Origin of the sequence: Chitiniphilus eburneus (assembly GCF_005048205.1) — a bacterium.
In the GTDB taxonomy this organism is placed as follows: Bacteria; Pseudomonadota; Gammaproteobacteria; order Burkholderiales; family Chitinibacteraceae; genus Chitiniphilus; species Chitiniphilus eburneus.
Window position 1 is genome coordinate 57,068 of the sequence record NZ_SUMF01000006.1, and the last position, 20,698, is coordinate 77,765.

Annotated in this window: 17 protein-coding genes; 9 read left to right on the top strand and 8 right to left on the bottom strand. The window is 58.2% G+C overall.

All coding sequences use genetic code 11. From position 1 onward, the window contains the following. Positions 1-65 precede the first annotated feature (65 nt). Entirely contained in the window at positions 66-305 is a 240-nt protein-coding gene (locus FAZ21_RS08045) for a helix-turn-helix domain-containing protein (RefSeq protein WP_136772752.1), read from the top strand. Here FAZ21_RS08045 and FAZ21_RS08050 read toward each other — a convergent pair. The 5 genes from FAZ21_RS08050 to FAZ21_RS08070 form a co-directional block, all read right to left on the bottom strand. Continuing rightward, the gene (locus tag FAZ21_RS08050; protein WP_136772753.1) at positions 274-2,475 is read right to left on the bottom strand and encodes a TniQ family protein; all 2,202 of its coding nucleotides are present in this window, start codon (positions 2,473-2,475) and stop codon (positions 274-276) included. The genes FAZ21_RS08045 and FAZ21_RS08050 overlap by 32 nt on opposite strands. Continuing rightward, positions 2,472-3,422 (bottom strand): TniB family NTP-binding protein, encoded by a 951-nt coding sequence (locus tag FAZ21_RS08055; RefSeq protein ID WP_136772754.1) that lies wholly within the window; start codon positions 3,420-3,422, stop codon positions 2,472-2,474. Before FAZ21_RS08055 ends, FAZ21_RS08050 begins: the two co-directional genes overlap by 4 nt. 2 nt (positions 3,423-3,424) lie before the next feature. After that, positions 3,425-5,350: a TnsB C-terminal domain-containing protein gene (locus FAZ21_RS08060; RefSeq protein ID WP_136772755.1), complete on the bottom strand. Its 1,926-nt coding sequence runs from the start codon at positions 5,348-5,350 to the stop codon at positions 3,425-3,427. Then, positions 5,347-6,075 (bottom strand): hypothetical protein, encoded by a 729-nt coding sequence (locus FAZ21_RS08065; RefSeq protein ID WP_211243410.1) that lies wholly within the window; start codon positions 6,073-6,075, stop codon positions 5,347-5,349. Before FAZ21_RS08065 ends, FAZ21_RS08060 begins: the two co-directional genes overlap by 4 nt. Before the next feature lie 237 nt (positions 6,076-6,312). Next, the gene (locus FAZ21_RS08070) at positions 6,313-6,537 is read right to left on the bottom strand and encodes a DNA-binding protein (protein ID WP_136772756.1); all 225 of its coding nucleotides are present in this window, start codon (positions 6,535-6,537) and stop codon (positions 6,313-6,315) included. Between the two features lie 317 nt (positions 6,538-6,854). On the opposite strand from FAZ21_RS08070, the gene FAZ21_RS08075 reads away from it, so the two are divergent. The 8 genes from FAZ21_RS08075 to FAZ21_RS08110 are packed head-to-tail and all read left to right on the top strand — an operon-like array spanning position 6,855 to position 17,961. Then, a complete protein-coding gene (locus tag FAZ21_RS08075; RefSeq protein WP_136772757.1) occupies positions 6,855-7,049 on the top strand; it encodes a helix-turn-helix domain-containing protein in 195 nt (64 codons plus the stop codon). Beyond that, on the top strand, positions 7,050-9,491 hold the full coding sequence (gene hsdR, locus FAZ21_RS08080) for an EcoAI/FtnUII family type I restriction enzme subunit R (protein WP_136772758.1): 2,442 nt from the start codon (positions 7,050-7,052) through the stop codon (positions 9,489-9,491). Between the two features lie 37 nt (positions 9,492-9,528). Beyond that, entirely contained in the window at positions 9,529-11,352 is a 1,824-nt protein-coding gene (locus FAZ21_RS08085; RefSeq protein ID WP_136772759.1) for a type I restriction-modification system subunit M, read from the top strand. Next, complete coding sequence (locus FAZ21_RS08090) at positions 11,349-12,113, top strand: DUF1016 N-terminal domain-containing protein (protein ID WP_136772760.1); 765 nt, start codon at positions 11,349-11,351, stop codon at positions 12,111-12,113. The genes FAZ21_RS08085 and FAZ21_RS08090 overlap by 4 nt, the downstream gene beginning before the upstream one ends. Next, positions 12,113-14,068: a restriction endonuclease subunit S gene (locus tag FAZ21_RS08095; protein WP_136772761.1), complete on the top strand. Its 1,956-nt coding sequence runs from the start codon at positions 12,113-12,115 to the stop codon at positions 14,066-14,068. The genes FAZ21_RS08090 and FAZ21_RS08095 overlap by 1 nt, the downstream gene beginning before the upstream one ends. Next, the gene (locus FAZ21_RS08100; protein WP_136772762.1) at positions 14,068-15,984 is read left to right on the top strand and encodes an AAA family ATPase; all 1,917 of its coding nucleotides are present in this window, start codon (positions 14,068-14,070) and stop codon (positions 15,982-15,984) included. The genes FAZ21_RS08095 and FAZ21_RS08100 overlap by 1 nt, the downstream gene beginning before the upstream one ends. Continuing rightward, positions 15,981-16,838, top strand: a complete 858-nt coding sequence (locus FAZ21_RS08105) for an HNH endonuclease family protein (RefSeq protein ID WP_136772763.1) — start codon at positions 15,981-15,983, stop codon at positions 16,836-16,838. The genes FAZ21_RS08100 and FAZ21_RS08105 overlap by 4 nt, the downstream gene beginning before the upstream one ends. A 22-nt stretch (positions 16,839-16,860) precedes the next feature. Beyond that, the gene (locus FAZ21_RS08110; RefSeq protein WP_136772764.1) at positions 16,861-17,961 is read left to right on the top strand and encodes an endonuclease NucS domain-containing protein; all 1,101 of its coding nucleotides are present in this window, start codon (positions 16,861-16,863) and stop codon (positions 17,959-17,961) included. Between the two features lie 127 nt (positions 17,962-18,088). On the opposite strand, the gene FAZ21_RS08115 is transcribed toward FAZ21_RS08110, so the two are convergent. The 3 genes from FAZ21_RS08115 to FAZ21_RS08125 all read right to left on the bottom strand — a co-directional run bounded on the left by FAZ21_RS08115 (position 18,089) and on the right by FAZ21_RS08125 (position 20,569). Further along, positions 18,089-19,207 carry a ribonucleotide-diphosphate reductase subunit beta gene (locus FAZ21_RS08115; protein ID WP_136772765.1) on the bottom strand — a complete coding sequence of 373 codons (1,119 nt, stop codon included), beginning with the start codon at positions 19,205-19,207 and terminating at the stop codon, positions 18,089-18,091. Positions 19,208-19,277: 70 nt separating this feature from the next. Further along, complete coding sequence (locus FAZ21_RS08120) at positions 19,278-19,841, bottom strand: hypothetical protein (RefSeq protein ID WP_136772771.1); 564 nt, start codon at positions 19,839-19,841, stop codon at positions 19,278-19,280. 89 nt (positions 19,842-19,930) lie between these two features. After that, positions 19,931-20,569 (bottom strand): hypothetical protein, encoded by a 639-nt coding sequence (locus tag FAZ21_RS08125; protein ID WP_136772773.1) that lies wholly within the window; start codon positions 20,567-20,569, stop codon positions 19,931-19,933. Positions 20,570-20,698: the final 129 nt, after the last annotated feature.

Consider the following 20,698-nt stretch of genomic DNA (forward strand, 5'->3'; position numbering starts at 1 on the left):
CCTGGGGTCAAATCGTCCAAATATCCTATTTTGGGATATTTTAGACTGAATGATCCCATGCGTGGATGAAGTCCATCCACGATCCGCGCTACCGGCAGTTTATCGAGCAGCTTATTGCGCTGCGGGAGTCGCGCGGCACGACCCAGACCCAGCTTGCCGATCTGCTCGACAAGCCGCAGTCCTATGTCGCCAAGGTGGAAAACCTCGACCGCCGTCTGGACGTGGTTGAGCTGGCTGACTGGTTGCATGCGCTGAATACACCGCCGCATCAGTTCATGACCCAGCTGGCTTGGTGGCAGGTCTAGCTTCAGCAGCTTGCACTGCGGGCTCGACTTCCTCCCAGCCCTCCAGCTTTCCCTCCCAGAATGACTCCCACGTCAAACGCGGTGGTCCGCCGTTTACAGCGTCCTCATCGGGTAATGGCAGCCAGTCGTGCCGGTTTTTCGGGAGCGGCGTAGGTTTTTCCGGAGAGGATTTCTCTGCCCGGCCATCAGGAGCCGCTCGCTCTTGCCGCACCAGCTCGCGTACCGCGTCACGCTCATAGAGACGTAACTGCCTGTTCTTACCGAACCGCAGTGGTTGCACCAGCCCCTGCTTCTCCAGGTTGAGCATGTGCGTGCGGTGCATGCCCAGCATCCGTCCAGCTTCTGTCGCCGTGAAATACCGCCCGCGCAGCTGCCTCACCGTCTCGACATCGTCGCGGGTCACGAAACGCCAAATGCCCAGATCGATCACCTTGATGATGCCGGTGATGACCCAGTTCGACCGGAACCGCGGCACACCCACGCCGAGGAGCTCGGCTGCGGCATCGATAGACAGCAGATCATCACGCTGCAGGGTCCGCGCGAGCTTCCAGTAGGAATCCCGCTCGACACGGGCTGGACGATGGATCTTCGCCGTCCGCTTTAACACCCCGCGTCGCAGCAGTACCGCGACCTGTTGGATACTGATCCCTAGCAGCTCCGCGACCTCTGCCGTCGCGATCCCGTCGGATTGGGCTTTGCACTGATGGTCTGCTTTACGCTTGCGGCCGGTACGGGTGGGGTATTGCGTAATGGCCTGCAGCATCTCCGCGTTTACGCCAGCCACATCGGCTCGCTTGAACAGCGAAGTGAGCACCCGATCAATGCCGGGGCCAGCGATGGCTTTGATACCCAGGCTTTTAAGTTTCTCCGCGAGATTGGTGGCATTGACACCCCACTCCCGCGCCAAGGTGCCGACCAACGCAAACTGCTGCTCGAAGGTACTGGTCTCATCGAGTGAGACCATCATCTTGCGGCAGCGGTTAACGGTGCGATTCCGGCCAGGGAGCCATTTCGCCGCAATCAGTGAGCGGATCACCTCCGGGTGCACCTGCCAGCGCGATCCCAGCATGGTCACATCAAGCCAGCCGTCGTCGGCAACGGGCTCGCTTTGATCGCTTCGAACATCCGGCTGAACATCGGATACGCGTTGGCGATCCAAATAGGCCTCGATCTGGCCGAGCGGAATTTTGGGTTGTCGCCCACCTGCAGCCGGCCAGGGCAGCGCGCCAGTTCGGATCAGGGTCGCCAGTTCCGCCGTTGAGACGCGCAGCACGGCGCACACTTCCCGCTTGGTCAGCGCCCCTGTGACAGATCGACCGGGGGTGTGTTGCCATTCCGCGCCCGACACCCTATCCAATACCTGCTCTGCCCACTCGGCGATGGCCGGATCCGCCGTCAAAAAAGGCAGCATCCGGATGCGAGGATGCGTTGTCTTGTCTTGGGCTAATTGATCCGCAAGCTGGTCAACGACGGTAGGACTGTCGCTGAACCAGGCGACCGCCATCACAAGCTGGTCAAATGCCACTTGCGGTGCGTCGCCCCGGCCGTCGAACTGGCGCAACGCTTCCCAGAAACTCAGCACACTGGCGACCGCAGCAGCGTTGTTCTGTTCAAACAGCGATTCCAGGGCAAACAAGGGGAATGGCTTGATCCGAGCGGCCTTCATCGTGGTCAGCGATGCTTGGCAGTGATTGCAGCGTCGCAAGCAGCCACGGCCGGGACTCAAGCCTTTGCCGCAAGCCATACACCGGTCCAACAGCAGGCAACGGTGAGCAATGCAGCCGGCGAAGGGCAAGATGGACCATTGCCGCCGCCAATACGGCGATTCACCCAAGCACAGCGGGCAGAATCGGGTGCCGTCGAGCACGAACAGCGAATCCGTGACGGGTAGCGACCTGAACAGTCTTGGGCTACGCGAGGTAGGCCCGGCGCGCAGCCAAGCCAAATCAGCTGCCTGCTCGCCAAGCCCAAGGGCCTGCACTAACTGGCGATACCGTTTGGGATCAGCCCAGTGTGCGATCAACGCCTCCTCGCCGGAGACAGTGCAGATTTGCGAGAGCAACTGATAGACCGAAGCATGGCCGTTGGCCTCAGCGGCACGGATCAGCAGGCTGGCCGGCGACTCGTCTTCGTAGGGAAGCGGTCGAACCGGGATGGGGTGAATTTTCATCTACCCTCCCGCAGCACGGCTGCAAGCGTCGCCGGTGAACCCTTGAACGGATTGTCCCGGCTCAGACTGGCTTTCGCCGTGACGCCGGCATCCCAAGCCAAGACAAAATCCTCCAGCGTGAGCCGGTTGGATTGCGCGTCCAGTGCAAAGCGCACGGCCTCCTTGACCAGGGCCATGACGAACGCCGGGGAGCCGCCCGTTGCGGCATAGATTTGCAGGGCAATATCGTGCCGATCCAGATGCGGCACAGCTTGAAATTGCAGCTTGTGCAGCAGGGTGTGCTTGATCTGGGCGAGGAAGAGCAGCAACGCCCCAGGTTCGGCTGTCGTCCCAACCCGTAGGGGTGGTAGCGAAAATTCCAGTGGAAAACGTCGCGCAAGCTGGCTGTCGCACGCAAGGATTGGCGCGAACTGAGGCAAGCCGACCAAGCAAAATGTCACCCTGGTTTGATTGACCACGGACTTGATCCAGTTGCAAACGTTCGTGTTGACCCTCGCGCCTGTTTTACGGATATCGAACAGATGGTGAAACTCATCCAGAAGCACCAGCTTCGTTTCACACTCAGCCAGCAGCTTGCAGAGGCGTTGGGTCATCTGGCCGGTATTCCCAGCCTGCGGGCTGGGGTCGTTCAGTTTGGCCAGCAAACTGGCGGCGACACTTTTGACGGTGGCCGGCGACGGCACCTCCGCATAAAAGGCCGGGATAAGGGTCTTTTCCAGCCGCTGTTCGACTTTGGTCGTGTGGGGCATCTGCGCCAGAATGGCCCGGCAGACCGTGGTTTTGCCCATGCCGCCGTCGGCCAAAAGCAGGCTGCCCACCGGCTCGCGATAGACCTCGGATTTTGCGACGCAGTCCTGAACGCCCTGCATAGCCCGTTCCCAAGCCGGATGGGGGACAACAACCTTATCGAGCAGCGCAACGCGTTGGAGTGTGGTGACGGTTTGCATGCTCACCACTCCAGCTCAAACGCGGTATACGGCACATCAGTTGTGTCCGCTACAACGAGGTGGGCGGTCTCGGGGCTGGGCAATGCGGGCGTTGCGATGACGGGACTGGGCGCTGCCATAGCTGGACGGCTTGGTTTTGCTTCTGCCATATGAGTCTGTTGTTGCAGCGCATTGGCCTCGCGCCCCTGGCCATTGGTGAGCTTGCGCAGGCGCTTTTTGCCGATTTGGCTGGCGCTACGGATGTCCTCCAGCAATCGAGCGCGAGCCAGGGCATTCGCGTTAAGGCCAAGCTTTTTGAGATCGGCCTGTGAGAACGACTTTTTGATGCGCATCGACTCGGCGTGCATGTAGCAATCGAGCCCAACCGTGTATTCCGGATCGGTCGATTCGGCGAGGATGAAAGTGTCTTTTTCGGTGGGATGCTGAATCAACACAGTGTGCAGATTCAGATCGTTGACCAGCACGGTCACCCGGTCGATGCCTTGGGCCTGCAACGTCGCTAGCGCATGCGAAAAGTATTCAATGCCATCGACCTGCACGCGGCCATGCTGAATGGTCCGCATCACCGGGCGGCGTGCCAGGGCATCGACATCCTCAGCCGACAGCGAGAGGGGCGCGATCTCCTTGGCCAGTTCTTCCCAAGCCAGAATCGGTGCCCGCCCAGTGCGGCTATGGACGGTCTGGTGATACACCTCATTGACCCATTGTTCGATCAGGTCAGCCACTTGGTTCAGCGTCAGGCAAGCGTGCTTGGCCGAGTCGTAGTCACCCCGTGCAACCGGGTTTGAGAAGGTCGTCCCCGCCAGCTTCTGCACCAACCCTCGGGTCAGGATGTAGAAGAAGCGCTCGATGTGCGCCTTGCCGTTCGGGTCTCTGATTTGTGCTGGCGAAATGATGATGGCCAGCGCTTCACACACCCTGATGAATGCGCTGTTTTTAAACTCGATGCCGTTGTCTGGAATGATGAGGATGGCAACACCGCCCGGCAGGCCGCGATTCGGCCGGGTCAACATGTCGCACAGCGCGGCCAAGGCCGTCGCAGCGCTCGGCGGGTAAAGGCTGATGTGCATACCCACCACGGCGCGTGTGCACACATCAAACAGGCAAGTCAGGTACGGCCGCCCCAACACCTCGCCCGTATCTGGATCGACGACCTGGATGTCCAAAAAGTGCGTATCCATCTCGACCACGGATAGCAGCGCGCCCGCTCGCCGCGTTCTGCCTGCCGCACGGGCTATCCGGTTCGCGGCAAGCTCACCACGTTGAGCGCGGGCGACGACATAGGGGTCAAGCTGCTTGAGCCGGCGCTGAATCGAGCGCAACGTCGGTACGCGAATGTCGTTGTGGAATGCAGAGCACAGACCCGACTCAGCCAATTTGCCGACCACATAGCTGCGAATATCGACGGCACTGGAGCGCTCAGGCTTGAGGTAAATCTGCTGTATTGCCTCATTGATGAGCAGCTCGACCTCGGGATCAAACTGCAAGGCGTAGTTGCCCGAGCCTCTCTTCCTGAGCAAACCTTGTTCGCCGCGCAACTCAAAGGCGCGGAGCCAATAAATGACTGCCCTGTCGGTCGGTGGGGCCGGATCATTCAGCTCAGCAGCAACCTGTTGGATCACGGCATTGAGGGCTTTGCGCGCTGTCGGATGTGGCAGTTGACGCAGGACCGCCTCCACATAGCGATGCTTGCGAACCAATGCCGGCGCGTTGTGCTCGTGGACGGTACGCCGCGCCGACTCACTCTTCACCGCGATCTTGTGAGTGCGCACAAGCTCGGCGAAATCAGCGAGAGGCATCTTGTGCTGGCGACCACCTGCCGTGGCCGCATAGCGCACCATGCCTCGGGCCACGAAGACGACTTCAAACTCGGCACCATGTAACTCGAAGCGCAGGCCGACCTGAGGGTCGATGACAGTGGCGGTCATAGCATGCCCTCCAGCTCGACTTCCTCCGGCGCGTGCCAGTGACGATGGAAGGCCAAGTAATCCGCCAACTGCGCCGAAAATCCGGCTTGGGTGAGATGGCGATGGGCCTGGGCAAGCGAGGCCGGCTGAAATGCAGCCAGCACTTCTGCACCCAACTGGACTTGGGCACCCGTCCACACCTGGAGATGCCCGCGCACGTAGCGCTGCAACAGCCATTCCAAGTGCTTCCGATTTGGCAGTTGCGCCGTATCGACCAGCCGAAAAGGCACCTGCGCTGGTTGCAACACGCTGCGGATCAGCTCACACCGGTCCAGATACGCTCGGGATAGGTGGGCTATCGATGGCTTCACCTCGTGCAGCTCAAAGCAACCATCCATCAACTCAACCAGAAAATCGGGGAAAGCCGATTGGCCGGCCGGTAATGCGATGTGAACTGCCTGGGTGCGATAGCGCAGTACCGCTGGCGAGCGTTCCAGCACGACCGCGTAGGCCAGCTCCAGCTTGCTTTCGAGCGGAATCGCACCGCCCGATTTGCGGCTGGGGAACAGCGAGGTGCTCCGACCTCGTGCACCTTGGTGGATACGCCGCACTCCATGCAGGGTATTGGCGACGGAGGGGGAATGCCGGAATGCGGCATCAATCTGGGCCAGAATGGGCCGGACAGCCTCGTCCGAGGCGTGAAGTAACTGCTGGCAAGGTATGCCAGCACCGTGCTGCAAAAGCATGGTGTCTCCCGAAGAAAACGCGCCAAAGCACGGCCAGACAAGGCATCTGGAGGACGTGCATCAGCGCGCCCCGCCCGAAGTACGGGCGTGACTTGACGACGGGCTGCGTTCGGAAGACACTTCAGGTGCCACCCCGTTGTAGTGTCTTCAGATACCGCAACCGCAGACGGACCCGAAAGGGTCCGTTTGTGTTTATGGGTTTAGTTCAGTGTTTGATCTGCTTCTTGTCGTGTCCCCTTACTGAGCAACCTGGTTCATCAGGCTCAGGTCCTGTTCTAAAAAGCCCTTCTTCATTCCCAACGCGACGGCAATACGGTGGCTCTGTCCCCGTGTCGGGACATGCTTTTCTCGTAAAACTTGGTAGACCAAGGTCGGGTTAAAACCGTTGTGACGCGCCCACTGCGCCACGGAGATGCCGCGCAGGCGGAACTCTTCAAGTACGTCGGTCGCAGTCCGAAGCATGTGCACACTCATAGGTTACGAAGGCCATCCCGAAACCTACCGCAGCGCCAACACTTGCTCAAGTGCCTGATCTTGTTAGATTTTTGTCGTTATGCGATTTGTTCAAACCGCGAGAAAGTGCACCTTTTGCATATCTTCAGTGGCTGATTCCTAACATGCAGAATGCCGCCAAGTGGCTGATGCAGTACATAAAAGCGATGCCATATCCAAGGGGAGGATAGGCAACAAATGCGACATACTACTTATCCGATCATGGGATTTTTCTTATACTGAACACGATTTAGGACGACTTAAGCACATCACGTGGATTTGCCACAATGACATCTGAACCGTGGGTCACCGCAGAAGACGTTGCGCAACATCTGGGCGTCGTTAAGGACACCGTGTACCGCTGGCGTGAAAAGCGAGCACTGCCTGCACACAAGATTGGCCGGTTGTGGAAATTTCAGTTATCCGAAGTGGATAAGTGGGTCCGCGATGGCGGCGCAGATGATGACAAGTCGGGGGAGTAAGTGGACAAGACGCTGCTCAGCGAACGCGACATTTGCACTAAGTTCATCACGCCGGCCATTCAGCAAGCCGGGTGGCAACAGCACCAGTTTCGTGAAGAGGTAAACCTCACCGACGGCCGGGTCATGGTGCGGGGCAAGCTCGCAGCGCGGGTCAAAAACCCTGACGCTAAGGGAGGTCCGAAACGAGCTGACTTCGTCCTCTACGCACGCCCCAACATCCCGATCGCAGTAGTCGAAGCTAAGCAGGCCAAATTTTCCATGGGCCACGGCATGCAGCAAGCGCTGGCTTATGCCGAGATGCTTGATGCCCCCTTTGCTATCAGCAGCAATGGCAACGGTTTCCTGCTGCACGACCGCACCGGACTAACTCAGCCAGTCGAACGTGAGCTCTCACTGACCGAGTTCCCCACGCTCGACGATCTCTGGCCGCTTTATCAGCAATGGAAAGGTCTTGCCGAACCCACGGCCGTAAAACTCATCGAGCAGCCGTTTTACGCCGACGGTAGCGGTAAGGAGCCGCGTTATTACCAGCGTGTCGCCATCAATCGCGCTATTGAGGCCATCGCTAAAGGCCAGCAACGTGTGTTGCTCGTAATGGCTACCGGCACTGGTAAAACCTATACCGCTTTCCAGATCATTTGGCGACTGTGGAAAGCCAAGGCAAAAAAGCGCGTACTGTTTTTGGCTGACCGCAACATCTTGGTTGACCAGACCATGCAGCAAGACTTTGCGCCATTCGGTGAGGTGATGCACAAAGTCACCAATCGTGAGGTCAAGAAAAACTACGAAATCTATCTGGCTCTCTATCAGGCCGTAACCGGCCGAGAAGAGTGGAAGCAAATATATCGCCAGTTTCCCGCAGATTTTTTCGACCTGGTAGTCATCGATGAGTGCCATCGTGGCAGCGCCGCTGATGATTCCGCGTGGCGTGACGTCCTGGAATACTTCAGCAGCGCCACTCACTTGGGTCTAACGGCAACGCCCAAAGAAACCAAGGATGTCAGCAATATCAACTACTTTGGTGATCCGGTTTACACATATTCGCTCAAGCAAGGCATCGAGGACGGTTTCCTCGCCCCGTACAAGGTCATTCGCATCGCCACTGATGTCGACGCCGTCGGCTACACACCGACGAAGGGCAAGGTCGACAAGCTTGGGCAGGTAGTGGAACAGCGCCAGTACAACACCAAAGACTTTGATCGCAACCTTGTTCTGGAAAAGCGCACCAAGCTAGTTGCCAGCAAGGTATGGGAATACCTCAAGGCTACTGATCCGAAGGCTAAGACTATCGTTTTCTGCGATGACCAGGATCATGCTGAGCGCATGCGGCAGGAGCTTGTGAAGCTAATTCCCGCGGCCGCAAGCAACCGCCGCTATGTGATGCGTATTACCGGCGACGATAACGAAGGTAAGGCGCAGCTCTCCTACTTCATCGACAACGACGAGCTCTATCCAGTCATCGCCACCACCTCCAAGCTGCTAACCACCGGCGTGGATGCCAAGACCTGCAAGCTCATCGTGTTGGACCAGAACATCAACTCGATGACAGAGTTCAAGCAGATCATCGGCCGCGGCACCCGCCTGCGCGAGGATTATCAGAAGCTTTATTTCACCATCATGGATTTTAAGGGCGCAACGCGCCTGTTCGCTGATCCCGACTTCGACGGCGAACCCGTGATGATTTACGAACCCAAGCCCGACGACCCTGTGGTGCCGCCGGAAACTCCCGAAGTGCCAGACACTGGCGAACCCGAGCCGCCACCTTATGACCCGGTACCGACCGGTGGTGATGACACATCACCCGGCGGCGATGCGGGAGGTGGCGGCGGGGGTGGTGAAGGCCGCATCAAATACGTGATCGACGATGTCAATGTGCGCGTAGCGGTCGAGCGATCTCAGTATCTGGATGCCGATGGCAAACTCATCACCGAGGACTACCGAGTCCTGCTCAAGGACGACATCAAGAAAACGCTACAGGCCGAGTTCGGTACCATGACCGACTTCCTGCGCCGCTGGAATAGCGCCGAGCGCAAGCAGGCCATATTAGAAGAGCTTGCCGAACACGGTGTGCCGCTCGAAATCCTCCAACAGGCCGTGGCCAATGGCAGCGAGTTAGATGTGTTTGATCTAGTCGCTCACGTCGCCTTTGACCAAAAACCGCTCACCCGCCGCGAACGAGCAAACAACGTCAAGAAACGCGATGTGTTCGGCAAATATGGTGAGCAAGCCCGGGCTGTGCTCGAAGCGCTGCTTGATAAATTCGCCGACCACGGCGTGCAAGATATTGAAGACGCCAAGGTGCTAGAGCTCCCCCCCTTCGACCAATTCGGCAGCAAAACGCAGATTCGTCGCGGTATCTTCGGCAGCATCGAGCAATACACTCAAGCGGTGCAGGAGCTGGAGCAAGCGCTCTACGACGCACCCGAACAAAAACAGGCCTGAGCACTTGGCTCCGCCCACACACGCAGAAAAGTAAGCAATGAATCTCAGCAGCACGATCAAATCCATTCAGGACATTATGCGCAAGGACGATGGCGTCGACGGCGACGCCCAGCGCCTTGGTCAGCTCACCTGGATGCTCTTCCTCAAGGTCTTCGATCAGCGCGAACGCGAGTGGGAAGACGACGCCAAAGACCAGCGCAAGCAATACACATCGCCCTTGCCCGAAGAATTTCGTTGGCGAAACTGGGCAGAGTATGTGCCGGGCAAAGACGGCAAGAAGCAGCCACAGATCGCGGGCAGCGAGATCATCAGCTTCGTCAACAACCGGCTTTTCCCCCAGCTCAAAGACTTGGACGCCACCAAAGGCGCTCAACATGCGGTGATCCGCAGCGTCTTTGAAGACGCCAACAACTACATGAAGTCCGGCACTCAGTTGCTCGCCGTGATCGAAAAACTTGAAGAGGCCATTCACTTCGACGACTTCAGGGAGCGCGCGCAACTTGGCGACGTGTACGAGCAGCTGCTTAACGATCTGCGCGGCGCGGGCAACGCGGGAGAGTTCTACACGCCACGCGCCATCACGCAGTTCATGGTCGAACGCGTCAATCCGCGACTCGATGCCAACGAAAAAGTGCTGGACCCGGCCTGCGGCACGGGCGGCTTTCTCACAGCAGCTATCGACCACTTCGCCAAACAGATCAGCACCAAATCCAAAGCCAACGACAAGAAGAAAATCGAAACGCTGATTCGTGGCTTCGAGAAAAAGCAGCTTCCCCACCTGCTGTGCACCACCAACATGCTGCTGCACGGCATCGACGTGCCCAGCCAGATCGAGCATCGCAACACCCTCGGTCGCCCCTGGAACGACTGGGGCGCGCACGAAAAAGTGATGTGTCTCATCACCAACCCGCCTTTCGGCGGCTACGAAGATGATGGTGTGGGCAGCGACTACCCGGCGAACTTGCGCACGCGCGAAACCGCCGACATGTTCATGGCGCTGATCATCAAAAAGCTCCTGCACGAAAACGGCCGTGCAGCGGTCGTGCTGCCCGACGGTTTCCTGTTTGGCGAGGGCATCAAGGGCACGCTCAAAGAGATGCTGCTGCGCGACTGCAATCTGCACACCATCATCCGCCTACCCAAGGGCGTGTTCGCGCCCTACACCACCATCAAGACCAATCTGCTCTTCTTCACCAAGGGTGCAGCGGTTGATGGTGACGGCGATCACTTCCACACCGACACCATCTGGTTCTACGAGCACCGTTACCCCAAGGGCTACAAGAGCTATTCCAAGACCAAGCCTATCCAGCTCGAAGAGTTCGCGCCTATCAAGGAGTGGTGGGGTAGTGAAGCTGATAACTTCGCAGCGCGCGAAGCCTACGATGCCGACGCCGAGATCACCGACAAGAAAGCCTGGAAGTACGAGTTTGGCAAGGCGCGTAAACAGGCCGTCGCCGCAGCGCAACCGCATTGGCAGCGCGCAGAGCAGCTGAACAACGAAGCCAGTGCGCTCGAAAATCGCGTACGTGATCTGCGCGAGTCCATCAAGGGTATCGTCGATCAAGCCCAGCGCCGCCCGGTGGAAGACGAAATTGACATGCTGCGGCCGCAGATCGAAGGCCTGCGCCTGCAAGCCCGCGACGCCCAGTCCGCCGGCGACCGCATCTACTGGCCCATCTACAACCTCGATTACTACGGCAAGAACCCCTACGCAGCCGAAGAAGAAACCCACGACCCCGACGTGCTGCTGGAAAAATACAGAACCCTGCTCGGCCAGATCGAGGAAACCGAGAACCAGCTCAAAAGCGAACTGGCTGCCGCGCTGGCGCACCACTTCACGGTGGAGGCCGCAGAAGAATGAGCCCCAGCCACAAAGCATCTAAAGTACCCAAAGAACCGCCAGCCATCGTCGAACGCATGGCGCAAAACGAGTTGCTGTGCGATATCCGCAGCCTCATCGAGCAAGGCCGCCAGCAGCTCGCCAGCGTCGTCAACAGCGCGCTCACCGTGCTGTACTGGCACATCGGCCAACGCATCCGCCGCGAACTGCTTGAAGGCGAGCGTGCCACCTACGGCGAGCAGATTGCCTCTGCAGTATCGAGACAATTGGAGGCTGACTACGGCCGGGGCTTCTCCGAGAAAAATCTGCGCCACATGCTGCGCTTTGCCGAGGCCTTTCCCGACGCGGCGATTGTCTCCGCAGCGCAGAGACAATTGAGCTGGACGCACTTCAAGGCCCTCATCTACATCGACGACCCGCTCAAGCGCGACTTCTACCTGCAGATGTGTCAGCAAGAAGGCTGGAGCACCCGCACCCTGCAAGAGCGGCTCGACTCCCGGCTCTTCGAGCGCACAGCCCTCTCGCGCCAGTCCGACGCCCTGCTCGCCCAGGAGCTCGCCAAACACGAGCAAGCGCTCGGCGAAGCGCCGCCGCTGGGCATCATCCTGTGCAGCGGCAAAAAGCAGGAACAGATCGAACTGCTGGAGCTCGGCGCCAGCGGCATCCACGTCGCCGAATACCTCACCGCCCTGCCACCCAAGGAAGTGCTGCAAGCCAAGCTGCACGAAGCCATTGCGCACTCGCGTGTGCGGCTCGACAACCGCAGCGGGGAGGACGCTTAATGGACACGCAACAATTTCTGGCCGAGTTCGGGCATATCGCGAATGCGCCGGGAGGGATGGCGCAGTTGCGGGAGTTGGTGTTGCATCTGGCCGTATCCGGAGACTTGATTCGAACCGAATCGCCGATCGACGCTTTGCCCTTAATCGCCACTATTGAAGCTCAGAAGCAAGCTCATCCTGAGCGAAAAAAGGTAATCGCCAAACAGGCACCAATCTCGCGTGCCGAATTCAAGGTGCCACCGCATTGGGCCATTTGCCGTTTAGGTGATCTCGCTTTGACTATCACTGGAGGTGGGACACCATCAAAAACGCATTCTACATACTGGGGCGGTGATATTCCTTGGGCCAGTGTCAAAGACATGAAGGAACACAAGTTTCTTGATGACACGGAAGATCACATAACTGAGGAAGGACTAAAGAACAGTTCTTCGAATCTCATCCAGCCCGGCCGGGTCATTGTCTGCACGCGTATGGGGTTGGGCAAGGTCGCTATCAACCGCGTAGCTATGGCGATTAACCAAGATCTGAAAGCGTTGGAGTTGCCGCCAGAGGTGAGTCCAGACTATTTCCTGATTCTCTACAGGACGAGAAAAATCAGGGGAACTGGTACGACTGTTTCCGGCATCAAGCAAGACCAGCTCTTGGCCTTGCCAGCGGTATTGCCACCTTTCGAGGAGCAACTTCGCATCGTCACCAAAGTCGATGAGCTGATGGCGCTGTGCGACAAGCTGGAGGACGAGCAGCAGAAACGCTGCAAGCTACAGAACACCCTGCGCGAAGCCACCCTGCAAGCCGTCGCCAAAGCCCAAAGCCCGCACGAACTGCAAGCGAGTTGGGCACGGCTGGAAGTGAACTTCGGCCGCTTGTTCAGCGCGCCGGAGGATGTCGACGAAGCCATCGCAGAACTCAAGAATCTTGCGGTACGCGGCTTGTTGGCTAAGAGCATGGCGCAGGACCTCGATATCGAAAGAATCAAAAGCGATTGCCAAGCCTTGCGCAACCAGTACAACGCGTCAGGATTGATGCGTAAGCAAAAGCTTGTCGCGATGGCAGAGCCGGAAACAAGTTATCCGCCGCATTGGGTGACAGTGGCATTTGACGAAGTGGCCATTGTGATCGGTGGAGTGACCAAGGGGCGCGATCTGCGCGGGCGTGAGACGCTTATCCGCCAATACTTGTCCGTCGCGAATGTGCAGCGGGGTTACTTCAAACTCGACGAACTGAAGACGATCCAGATCGCCAAGAACGAGCTTGAGAAGTACAAAGTTGCCAAGGGCGACCTCCTGATAACCGAGGGCGGTGACTGGGACAAAGTAGGCCGTACCGCAATCTGGCCTGGAAGCATTGATGACTGTCTGCACCAGAATCATGTTTTCAAGGCGCGTGTGCCTAGCGACCTGCTGCTCAACGAATGGGTCGAGTTGGTTTTCAACTCAGGTATCGGGCGGGACTACTTCGCCGGAGCATCGAAGCAGACCACCAATCTTGCATCGATCAACATGACGCAGTTGCGCAGTTTCCCTCTGCCGATTCCGCCTATAGCAGAGCAGCGGGCGATATTGAACAGGCTCTCCGAGCTGACACAGCTGTGCGTTGAGTGGCGCAAGCTCATCGTACGGCGGCAACAGATAGGTTCTTTGTTGGCTCAAGCGACGGTTGCGTCTTTGACAGGTATCGATCTGGTGACAGAGGAGGAAGCAGTGAAAGTCCCACAAACCGAATTGATTTCTAGGCTGCGTCTGGGCCAAACGCCCAGCATTAAGGACCAAGCGCCGCTGGCCGGTATCCTCGCCAGGCACAAAGGCGAACTTGCGACCCAAGACCTGTGGCAACGCTCCACGCTGGAGATCGACGCCTTCTACACGCAGCTGAAAATCGAGGTGGCGCACGGCTGGATCGAGGAGCCTGCGGTGGCTGAAGTGCGTGAGAAACCCTCGGAGCGTGCGGAGGCCTGATGCAACTGCGCTATCTCTCGATCCCACGATTCCGCAATCTGCGTAATGCCGAGCTGACGTTCGCGACGCAACTGGAGGCCACGCCGGGCCGCCCGAATGAGGCGTCCCGGCCCATCCGCAGCCATGCGCTGATCGGCCAGAACGGCACGGGCAAGTCCAACCTGATCGAAGCGCTGATCACCATCTTTCGCAATATCGATTTGAACCTGCCCAGCGAGACGCTCGACAAGCAACCATTGGATTACACGCTGGAATATGAGATTCGCGGACATATCGTGCGCATTCAGGCGGACACCCAAAAACAGCGGCTTCCGTACGTTTGGGTTGATGGAGAGCAGGTCAAACAGGAGTACCTGAACAAGAATGATCCTGACAGCAAGGACGAGCGTCGCGGCCCACGTCTGCTGCCGAGTCATGTGTTTGCCTACTACTCCGGACGCAATGAACGGGTCGAGCTTCTATTTCAAGAGCATCTACGGCGCTTCAATGAACGACAAGAGATCACAACAGACGAGGTGATTTCACGCCGACGACTTGAAGAGTTTCCCGCCGATAAAGAGATCGCCAAGCTTGAAGCCAGACTGCGTGTCTTTAAAGAAGAAAACCTGACAGAAGAGCAACGCATCGAGTCGCAAGAAATTTTGCAGGCTCTTGCTCCCCTGCAAAATGAAAAAGCACGCTGGTTGAGTGCATCTGAACGCCAGCGGGAAACCCGACTAGCCAAGATTGGTGATGATCGTTTGCGTCGGCTTTTCTATTGCCGCGGCGGACATAGCCAACTGGTTCTGCTGGCTTGCCTGCTATTCGTTGCAGAAGACCCGGTGTTCCAGAAGGTATTGAAGAATCTGCACATCGAATCGCTGGAGTCTGCCCTGTTTGTGCTGAAAGAGCCGCACAAGCTGCGCGAAAAACGACTGGGGAGCAAGTTTGAAGAGAACGAGCTCAACGAAGGTGATCCGCGCTTCTGGTATGCGCGCGGCAATGTGGTGAGCGAGTTTCTCGACAAGCTGTGGCAAGTGGCCTGGGCACCAATTGCGCAGGAGGTGAAGAAGCAAATCGACTTCCGTGGCCGCACCGAGAAGCAACGCCAGCTCTACCTCTACGTGCCCAACCAGGCCAAGCTCAAGCAATTGGGCGAGCTGGTGGGCGGCACCGACAGATTCTTCCGCTACGCCGAAGGCGCCTACATCGGCGACCTGATCGAGGAAGTGCGCATTACGGTGAAGAAAAAGGACGACCAAGGTGGCAAGGTCAGCTTCACTCAGCTCTCGGAAGGCGAGCTGCAGATGCTCACCGTGCTGGGCCTGATGCGCATCACGCGTGATGACCACTGCCTGTTCCTGCTCGATGAGCCGGATACGCACATGAACCCGATCTGGAAGCTGCGCCTGTTTGATGAAATCAAGGCCGCAATGGAAGATGAGCAGGGCTTGGGTGCCTCGGGTGAGTCGCAAGTGCTGCTGACCACGCACGACCCCATCCTGCTTGGCGGTCTCAAGCGCGAGCAGGTGCATGTCATTCAACAACTGGCGTCGCACACGGAAATCGAATCGCCCGCGATTCACCCGCAGGGTATGGGTGTTACAGGGCTGCTGAAGAGCGAGCTGTTTGGCTTGTCGTCGACACTGGATATCGAAACCGAGCGCCGCCTGAAGCGCCGTAACGATCTGTTCGTCAAATCTCCGCGCACAGCGGATGAGGAAGCAGAGCTCACCTGCCTGTCGACCGAGCTGGCCGACCTTGGATTTTCCAACGCGGATTTTCGCGACCCGGACTACGCGCTGTTCGTGCGCAAGCTGGCCGAGCACCGCAAGCTGCGCCGCCCGAACCTGACGGCGGAAGAGATTGCGGAGCAGGACAAGATTGCCGAGCAGATCATCAACGAGATCCTGAGCGAGGAGGAAAACGACCAATGATATGGATCGACCTCGAAAACCGCTTGCCGACGGATACGGACATTCCGGGTTGGACGGCCTGGAGCCAAGAGAAGTGGGATGCCTGGCTGAAACGCTCGCAGGAATTGGTGAGTGAGCTTGCCGAACTCGAAGCAGCAGGCCAGCGCGAAGCACGCAATGCGCTGATCGACGCAAACAGCTGGCATTGGGCCGAGCTGAAGCCCTGGCTGCTAGCTCTGTCTCACGGCAAGTGCTGGTTCTCGGAAGCGCGCGAGCTGTATTCGCACTACGATGTTGAGCACTTCCGCCCGAAGAAGCAGGCCAAGGCACTCGAAGGTGACGAGCGCGATGGCTACTGGTGGCTAGCCTTCAACTACATGAATTTCCGCGCCTGCGGCAACGTGGGCAACCGCAAGAAAGGCGGCTGGTTTCCGCTGCGCACCGGTTCGATGTGCTCCACGTATGCGGCGCAATGCGAAGAGTCTGAAGCGCCTTATCTGATTGACCCAATCGACGAAGACGACGTGCAGCTCCTCGCATTCAATGAAGAAGGCAATGCGATACCGCGACCGGGCTGTTCGGATTGGGATCGCCAGCGCGTTGAAGAGACGGTGAAGCGCCTGAAGCTCAATGAGCACCCCGCCTTGTCAGATGAGCGCCGCAAGGTGTGGCAGCAGGTTGATAACCTGATCGAGCAGTACAACAAAGCAAAGGCGCGCAATGACCTCGCAGCGAATCCAGCGGCCAAGGAGAAGCTCAAACATATTCGCCAGCAGATGCGTGCGCTCATCAGTCCCAAGGCCGAACTGTCCTCGGTTGCGAAATGGTGTGTAAAGCTTCGGAACGACCAGCAGCTACTCCATTTGATTGCCTGAAGCTTATACAGAAAGAGTCGCGATGCCCATCCACCATGCCATCTGGCGCGTCGGCGAGACGCCCACCCTGCTGAACACCACTCGCCTGAACAACGAGCAGCAGCTCGAAGCCATGATCGTGCGCGATCCGCGCATTCTCTCCAGCGAGTGGATGTTGATCGGACGACAGGAGCGCACCAACGACGGTGGGCGCATCGATCTGCTGGCGATTGCTCCAGATGGCTCCTTGGTCTTAATAGAGCTAAAGCGGGATCGCACACCTCGTGAAATAGTAGCTCAAGCCCTTGATTATGCCTCCTGGGTTTCCGAGTTAACGGCTGATCGCATAGCTCAGATATACCGCCGATTCTCTAACGGCGGCCGTTTAGATGAGGCCTTTTTACAGCGTTTCTATACCCCTTTAGATGAAGAGGCTTTGAATCAATCACATCAGATTATCTTGGTCGCATCAGAGCTCGACCCATCTACTGAAAGAATTGTTACTTATTTGAACGCGCGCGACATCCCAATTAATGTGCTCTTCTTTCAGGTCTTCCAATTTGGCGAAGAAAAACTGCTGAGCCGGGCTTGGTTGCTGGACCCCGGCGAGACTCAGGTTAACGCAGCGCAATCAGCAACAGGCATAGGCAATGACCCTAAAGAACCTTGGAATGGTGAGTTTTATGTTTCTTTCGGTGACGAGAGCAGCAGAAGTTGGGAAGATGCTCGCCGATACGGATTCATTAGTGCTGGCGGAGGAGCTTGGTATAGCCAAACATTGAAACTGCTCGCCCCTGGCGATCGAGTCTGGGTGAAAATTCCAGGAAAAGGCTATGTAGGCGTTGGACGAGTTATTGAACCAATTCAATCTGTGAATGATTTCAAAATCAACACGCCAGAAGGCGAGAAAGCCGCATTGGATGTGCTTGAGCATCGAGAAATTTATCGCGCCGAGGCAACTGACCCAGAAAAGGCTGAATACTTTGTTCGAGTAAAGTGGCTAGATGTAAAAGACAGTCAGAGTGCCATCAATGAAATTGGGCTTTTCGGAAATAAAAATACAGTTTGTAAGCCCACCACCCCAAAATGGCGACATACTATTGAGCGACTTAAAGCTCGCCTGCCAAATTGGGACCAGCCGTAATCTTGCATAAGAGAAAAGCCCCGCACTTGCGGGGCTTTTCTCTTATGCCACAATGAAATATTGTGTGTCGTCGGGTGAAAAATTATGCGTCGTAAATGAAAAATTATCTGTCGCCCGACGCCGGCGCTCAGTCCCAGCTCAACGCCCCACCACTCTGATACTCGATCACGCGGGTTTCGAAGAAGTTCTTTTCCTTCTTCAGATCGATCATTTCGCTCATCCACGGAAATGGGTTGGTCACGCCGGGGAATAGCGGTTCCAGGCCAATCTGTTGCAGGCGGCGGTTGGCGATGAAGCGCAGGTATTCCTTGAATTGGCTGGCGTTCAGGCCCAGCACGCCGCGCGGCATGGTGTCTTCGGCGTAGGCGTATTCCAGTTCCACCGCCTTTTTGAAGAGTTCGTAGATCTCGGCCTTGAAAGTGTCGGTCCAGAGTTGTGGGTTTTCCAGCTTGATGGTGTTGATCAGATCAATACCGAAATTGCAGTGCATCGATTCGTCGCGAAGGATGTACTGATACTGCTCGGCAGCGCCGGTCATCTTGTTCTGGCGACCCAGCGCCAGAATCTGCACGAAGCCCACGTAGAAGAACAGGCCTTCCATGATGCAGGCGAACACGATCACGGATTTCAGCAGGCGTTGGTCGGCCTCAAGCGTGCCGGTCTTGAAGTTGGGGTCGGTCAGCGCGTCGATGAAGGGGATGAGGAATTCATCCTTGTTCCGGATGCTGGCCACTTCGTGATAGGCGTTGAACACTTCACCTTCGTCCAGGCCCAGGCTTTCCACGATGTACTGGTAGGCGTGGGTGTGGATGGCTTCTTCGAATGCCTGGCGCAGCAGGAACTGGCGGCATTCGGGCGCGGTGATGTGGCGGTAGGTACCGAGCACGATGTTGTTGGCGGCCAGGCTGTCGGCGGTAACGAAGAAGCCCAGGTTGCGCTTCACCAGCCGGCGTTCGTCTTCGGTCAGGCCATTGGGGTTCTTCCACAGCTCGATGTCGCGCTGCATGTTCACTTCCTGCGGCATCCAGTGGTTGGCGCAGGTTGCCAGATACTTTTCCCATGCCCACTTGTACTTGAACGGCACCAGTTGGTTGACGTCGGTGGTGCCGTTGATGATGCGCTTGTCCACCACGTTGACGCGGCCGTTGGCTGCGGCGGCAACCGGGGCGGCCGGCGCCGCGCCGGCCTGGGGCGCGGTGGGCTGCGGTGCGGCGGGGGTGATGATGTCGTCGTCGAAACTCAACATGGAACGATCCTTTTGCTTGCTTGTTCAGTGCCCGCGCCAACGAGTCGGTGGCGCGGGCAGATCCAGGGTGTCAGGGTTGGGCCGCGCTGGAGAGCGGCCGGAAATCGATGTTGCGGGTGTCGGTCACGCCCCACAGCACCTGGGCGTGATTCAGGTCGCGTGCCCGGGTATCACTGGTCTGGGCATCGGGCCGGTAGTTCAGGTTGATGTGCATCTGCCCGAGGTAGACCACCCGCCCGGCATCGACATGGAAGGGGTCGTTGCGGGGCACGGTGACGTATTCGCGATAGCGCCAGCCGCCAATTTCCTGCATCCAGCTTCCGTTGGCCTCGGTGATGCGGTAATCGCCCGCCGGCAGGTTGATCAGGAACAGGCGCCCCTTGCCATCGGGTTCGTCGCCGGGCGCACGGATGTAATCGGTGTACTGCTGTGCCTGCACATAGATGTTGCCGCCGACGCCATTGATGACTACGCCGGCCTGTGCGGTATCGGGATCGAAGCTGGTCATGGTAACGGCGATCAACGCGGCGCCCTGCCCTGGCTGAACGGCAAACTGACCGTTTTCCACCTTGGGGCGGAATGCCGCGCAGGCCGACAATGCCAGCGCCGCGATGATGATGATGACTCTACGCATGACCCTGCTCCTGGCCAGACCGCAAAAAGATAGGACTCCTGTCGCTGCGGAAGGTTGTGCCGGCCGCCCTGGCAGCCGGCACACTTCGCTCAATAGGGATAGGGCAAGCCGGACGGTTGCGGCAAGCGCAATTGCAGGTTGCTCATATCGTTGATTTCATCCTGCTGCGCCAGTGCGTAGAAGTCGCGAGCGCGCAGGTCGGAGACCACTGCCACCGGCGTACCGTCGAGCACCACGTGCAGATTGCCCAGGTAGACCACCTCATTGGGCGCCACGGTGTAGCGGTGCCCCAGCGGTATCCAGAATTCACGGCGTTTGTCCGCATCCTTGGGCTGATAGCTGCCGTAGACATAGCGCATCAGGTAAGGGCCCGGCGGCACGGTCAGTTGCAGCAGCTTGCCCACACCCGGCGGCTGGCCGGCAAAGTTCACCACGCGGTCCCGCGCCTTCACGCTCACCTGTTTCACACCGCCCGGCCCTTCGTAGACCAGGATCGCATAAGCGTCGCTGGCGCCCGGCGGGGCATCGAAAGTCAGACTGCTGATCGTCACGGCGCGCCCTTCCGGGGCGCTCAGGCGTTTCAGTTCCACTGGTGGCGCCGGGGGGGCCTTGGGCTCGGCTGCCGCCTCGGCCGGTGCCGATGCCGACGCGGCGGCGGGTGCGTCTTCGGCCTGGGCGTGCATGGCCAGCAACGCAGCCATGGCGCAGGCGATGAGCGATCGATTCATAGTTACTCCTGCCATCTTGTTGTTATGAAATCTTTGCACTACCCGGCACCGCCCCTCCCCGGTGCCCATCGCCACCAGCGTGGCATCGCCACCCACCAGTCACGCACGCGGCGTAGCGAGCGGGCGGCG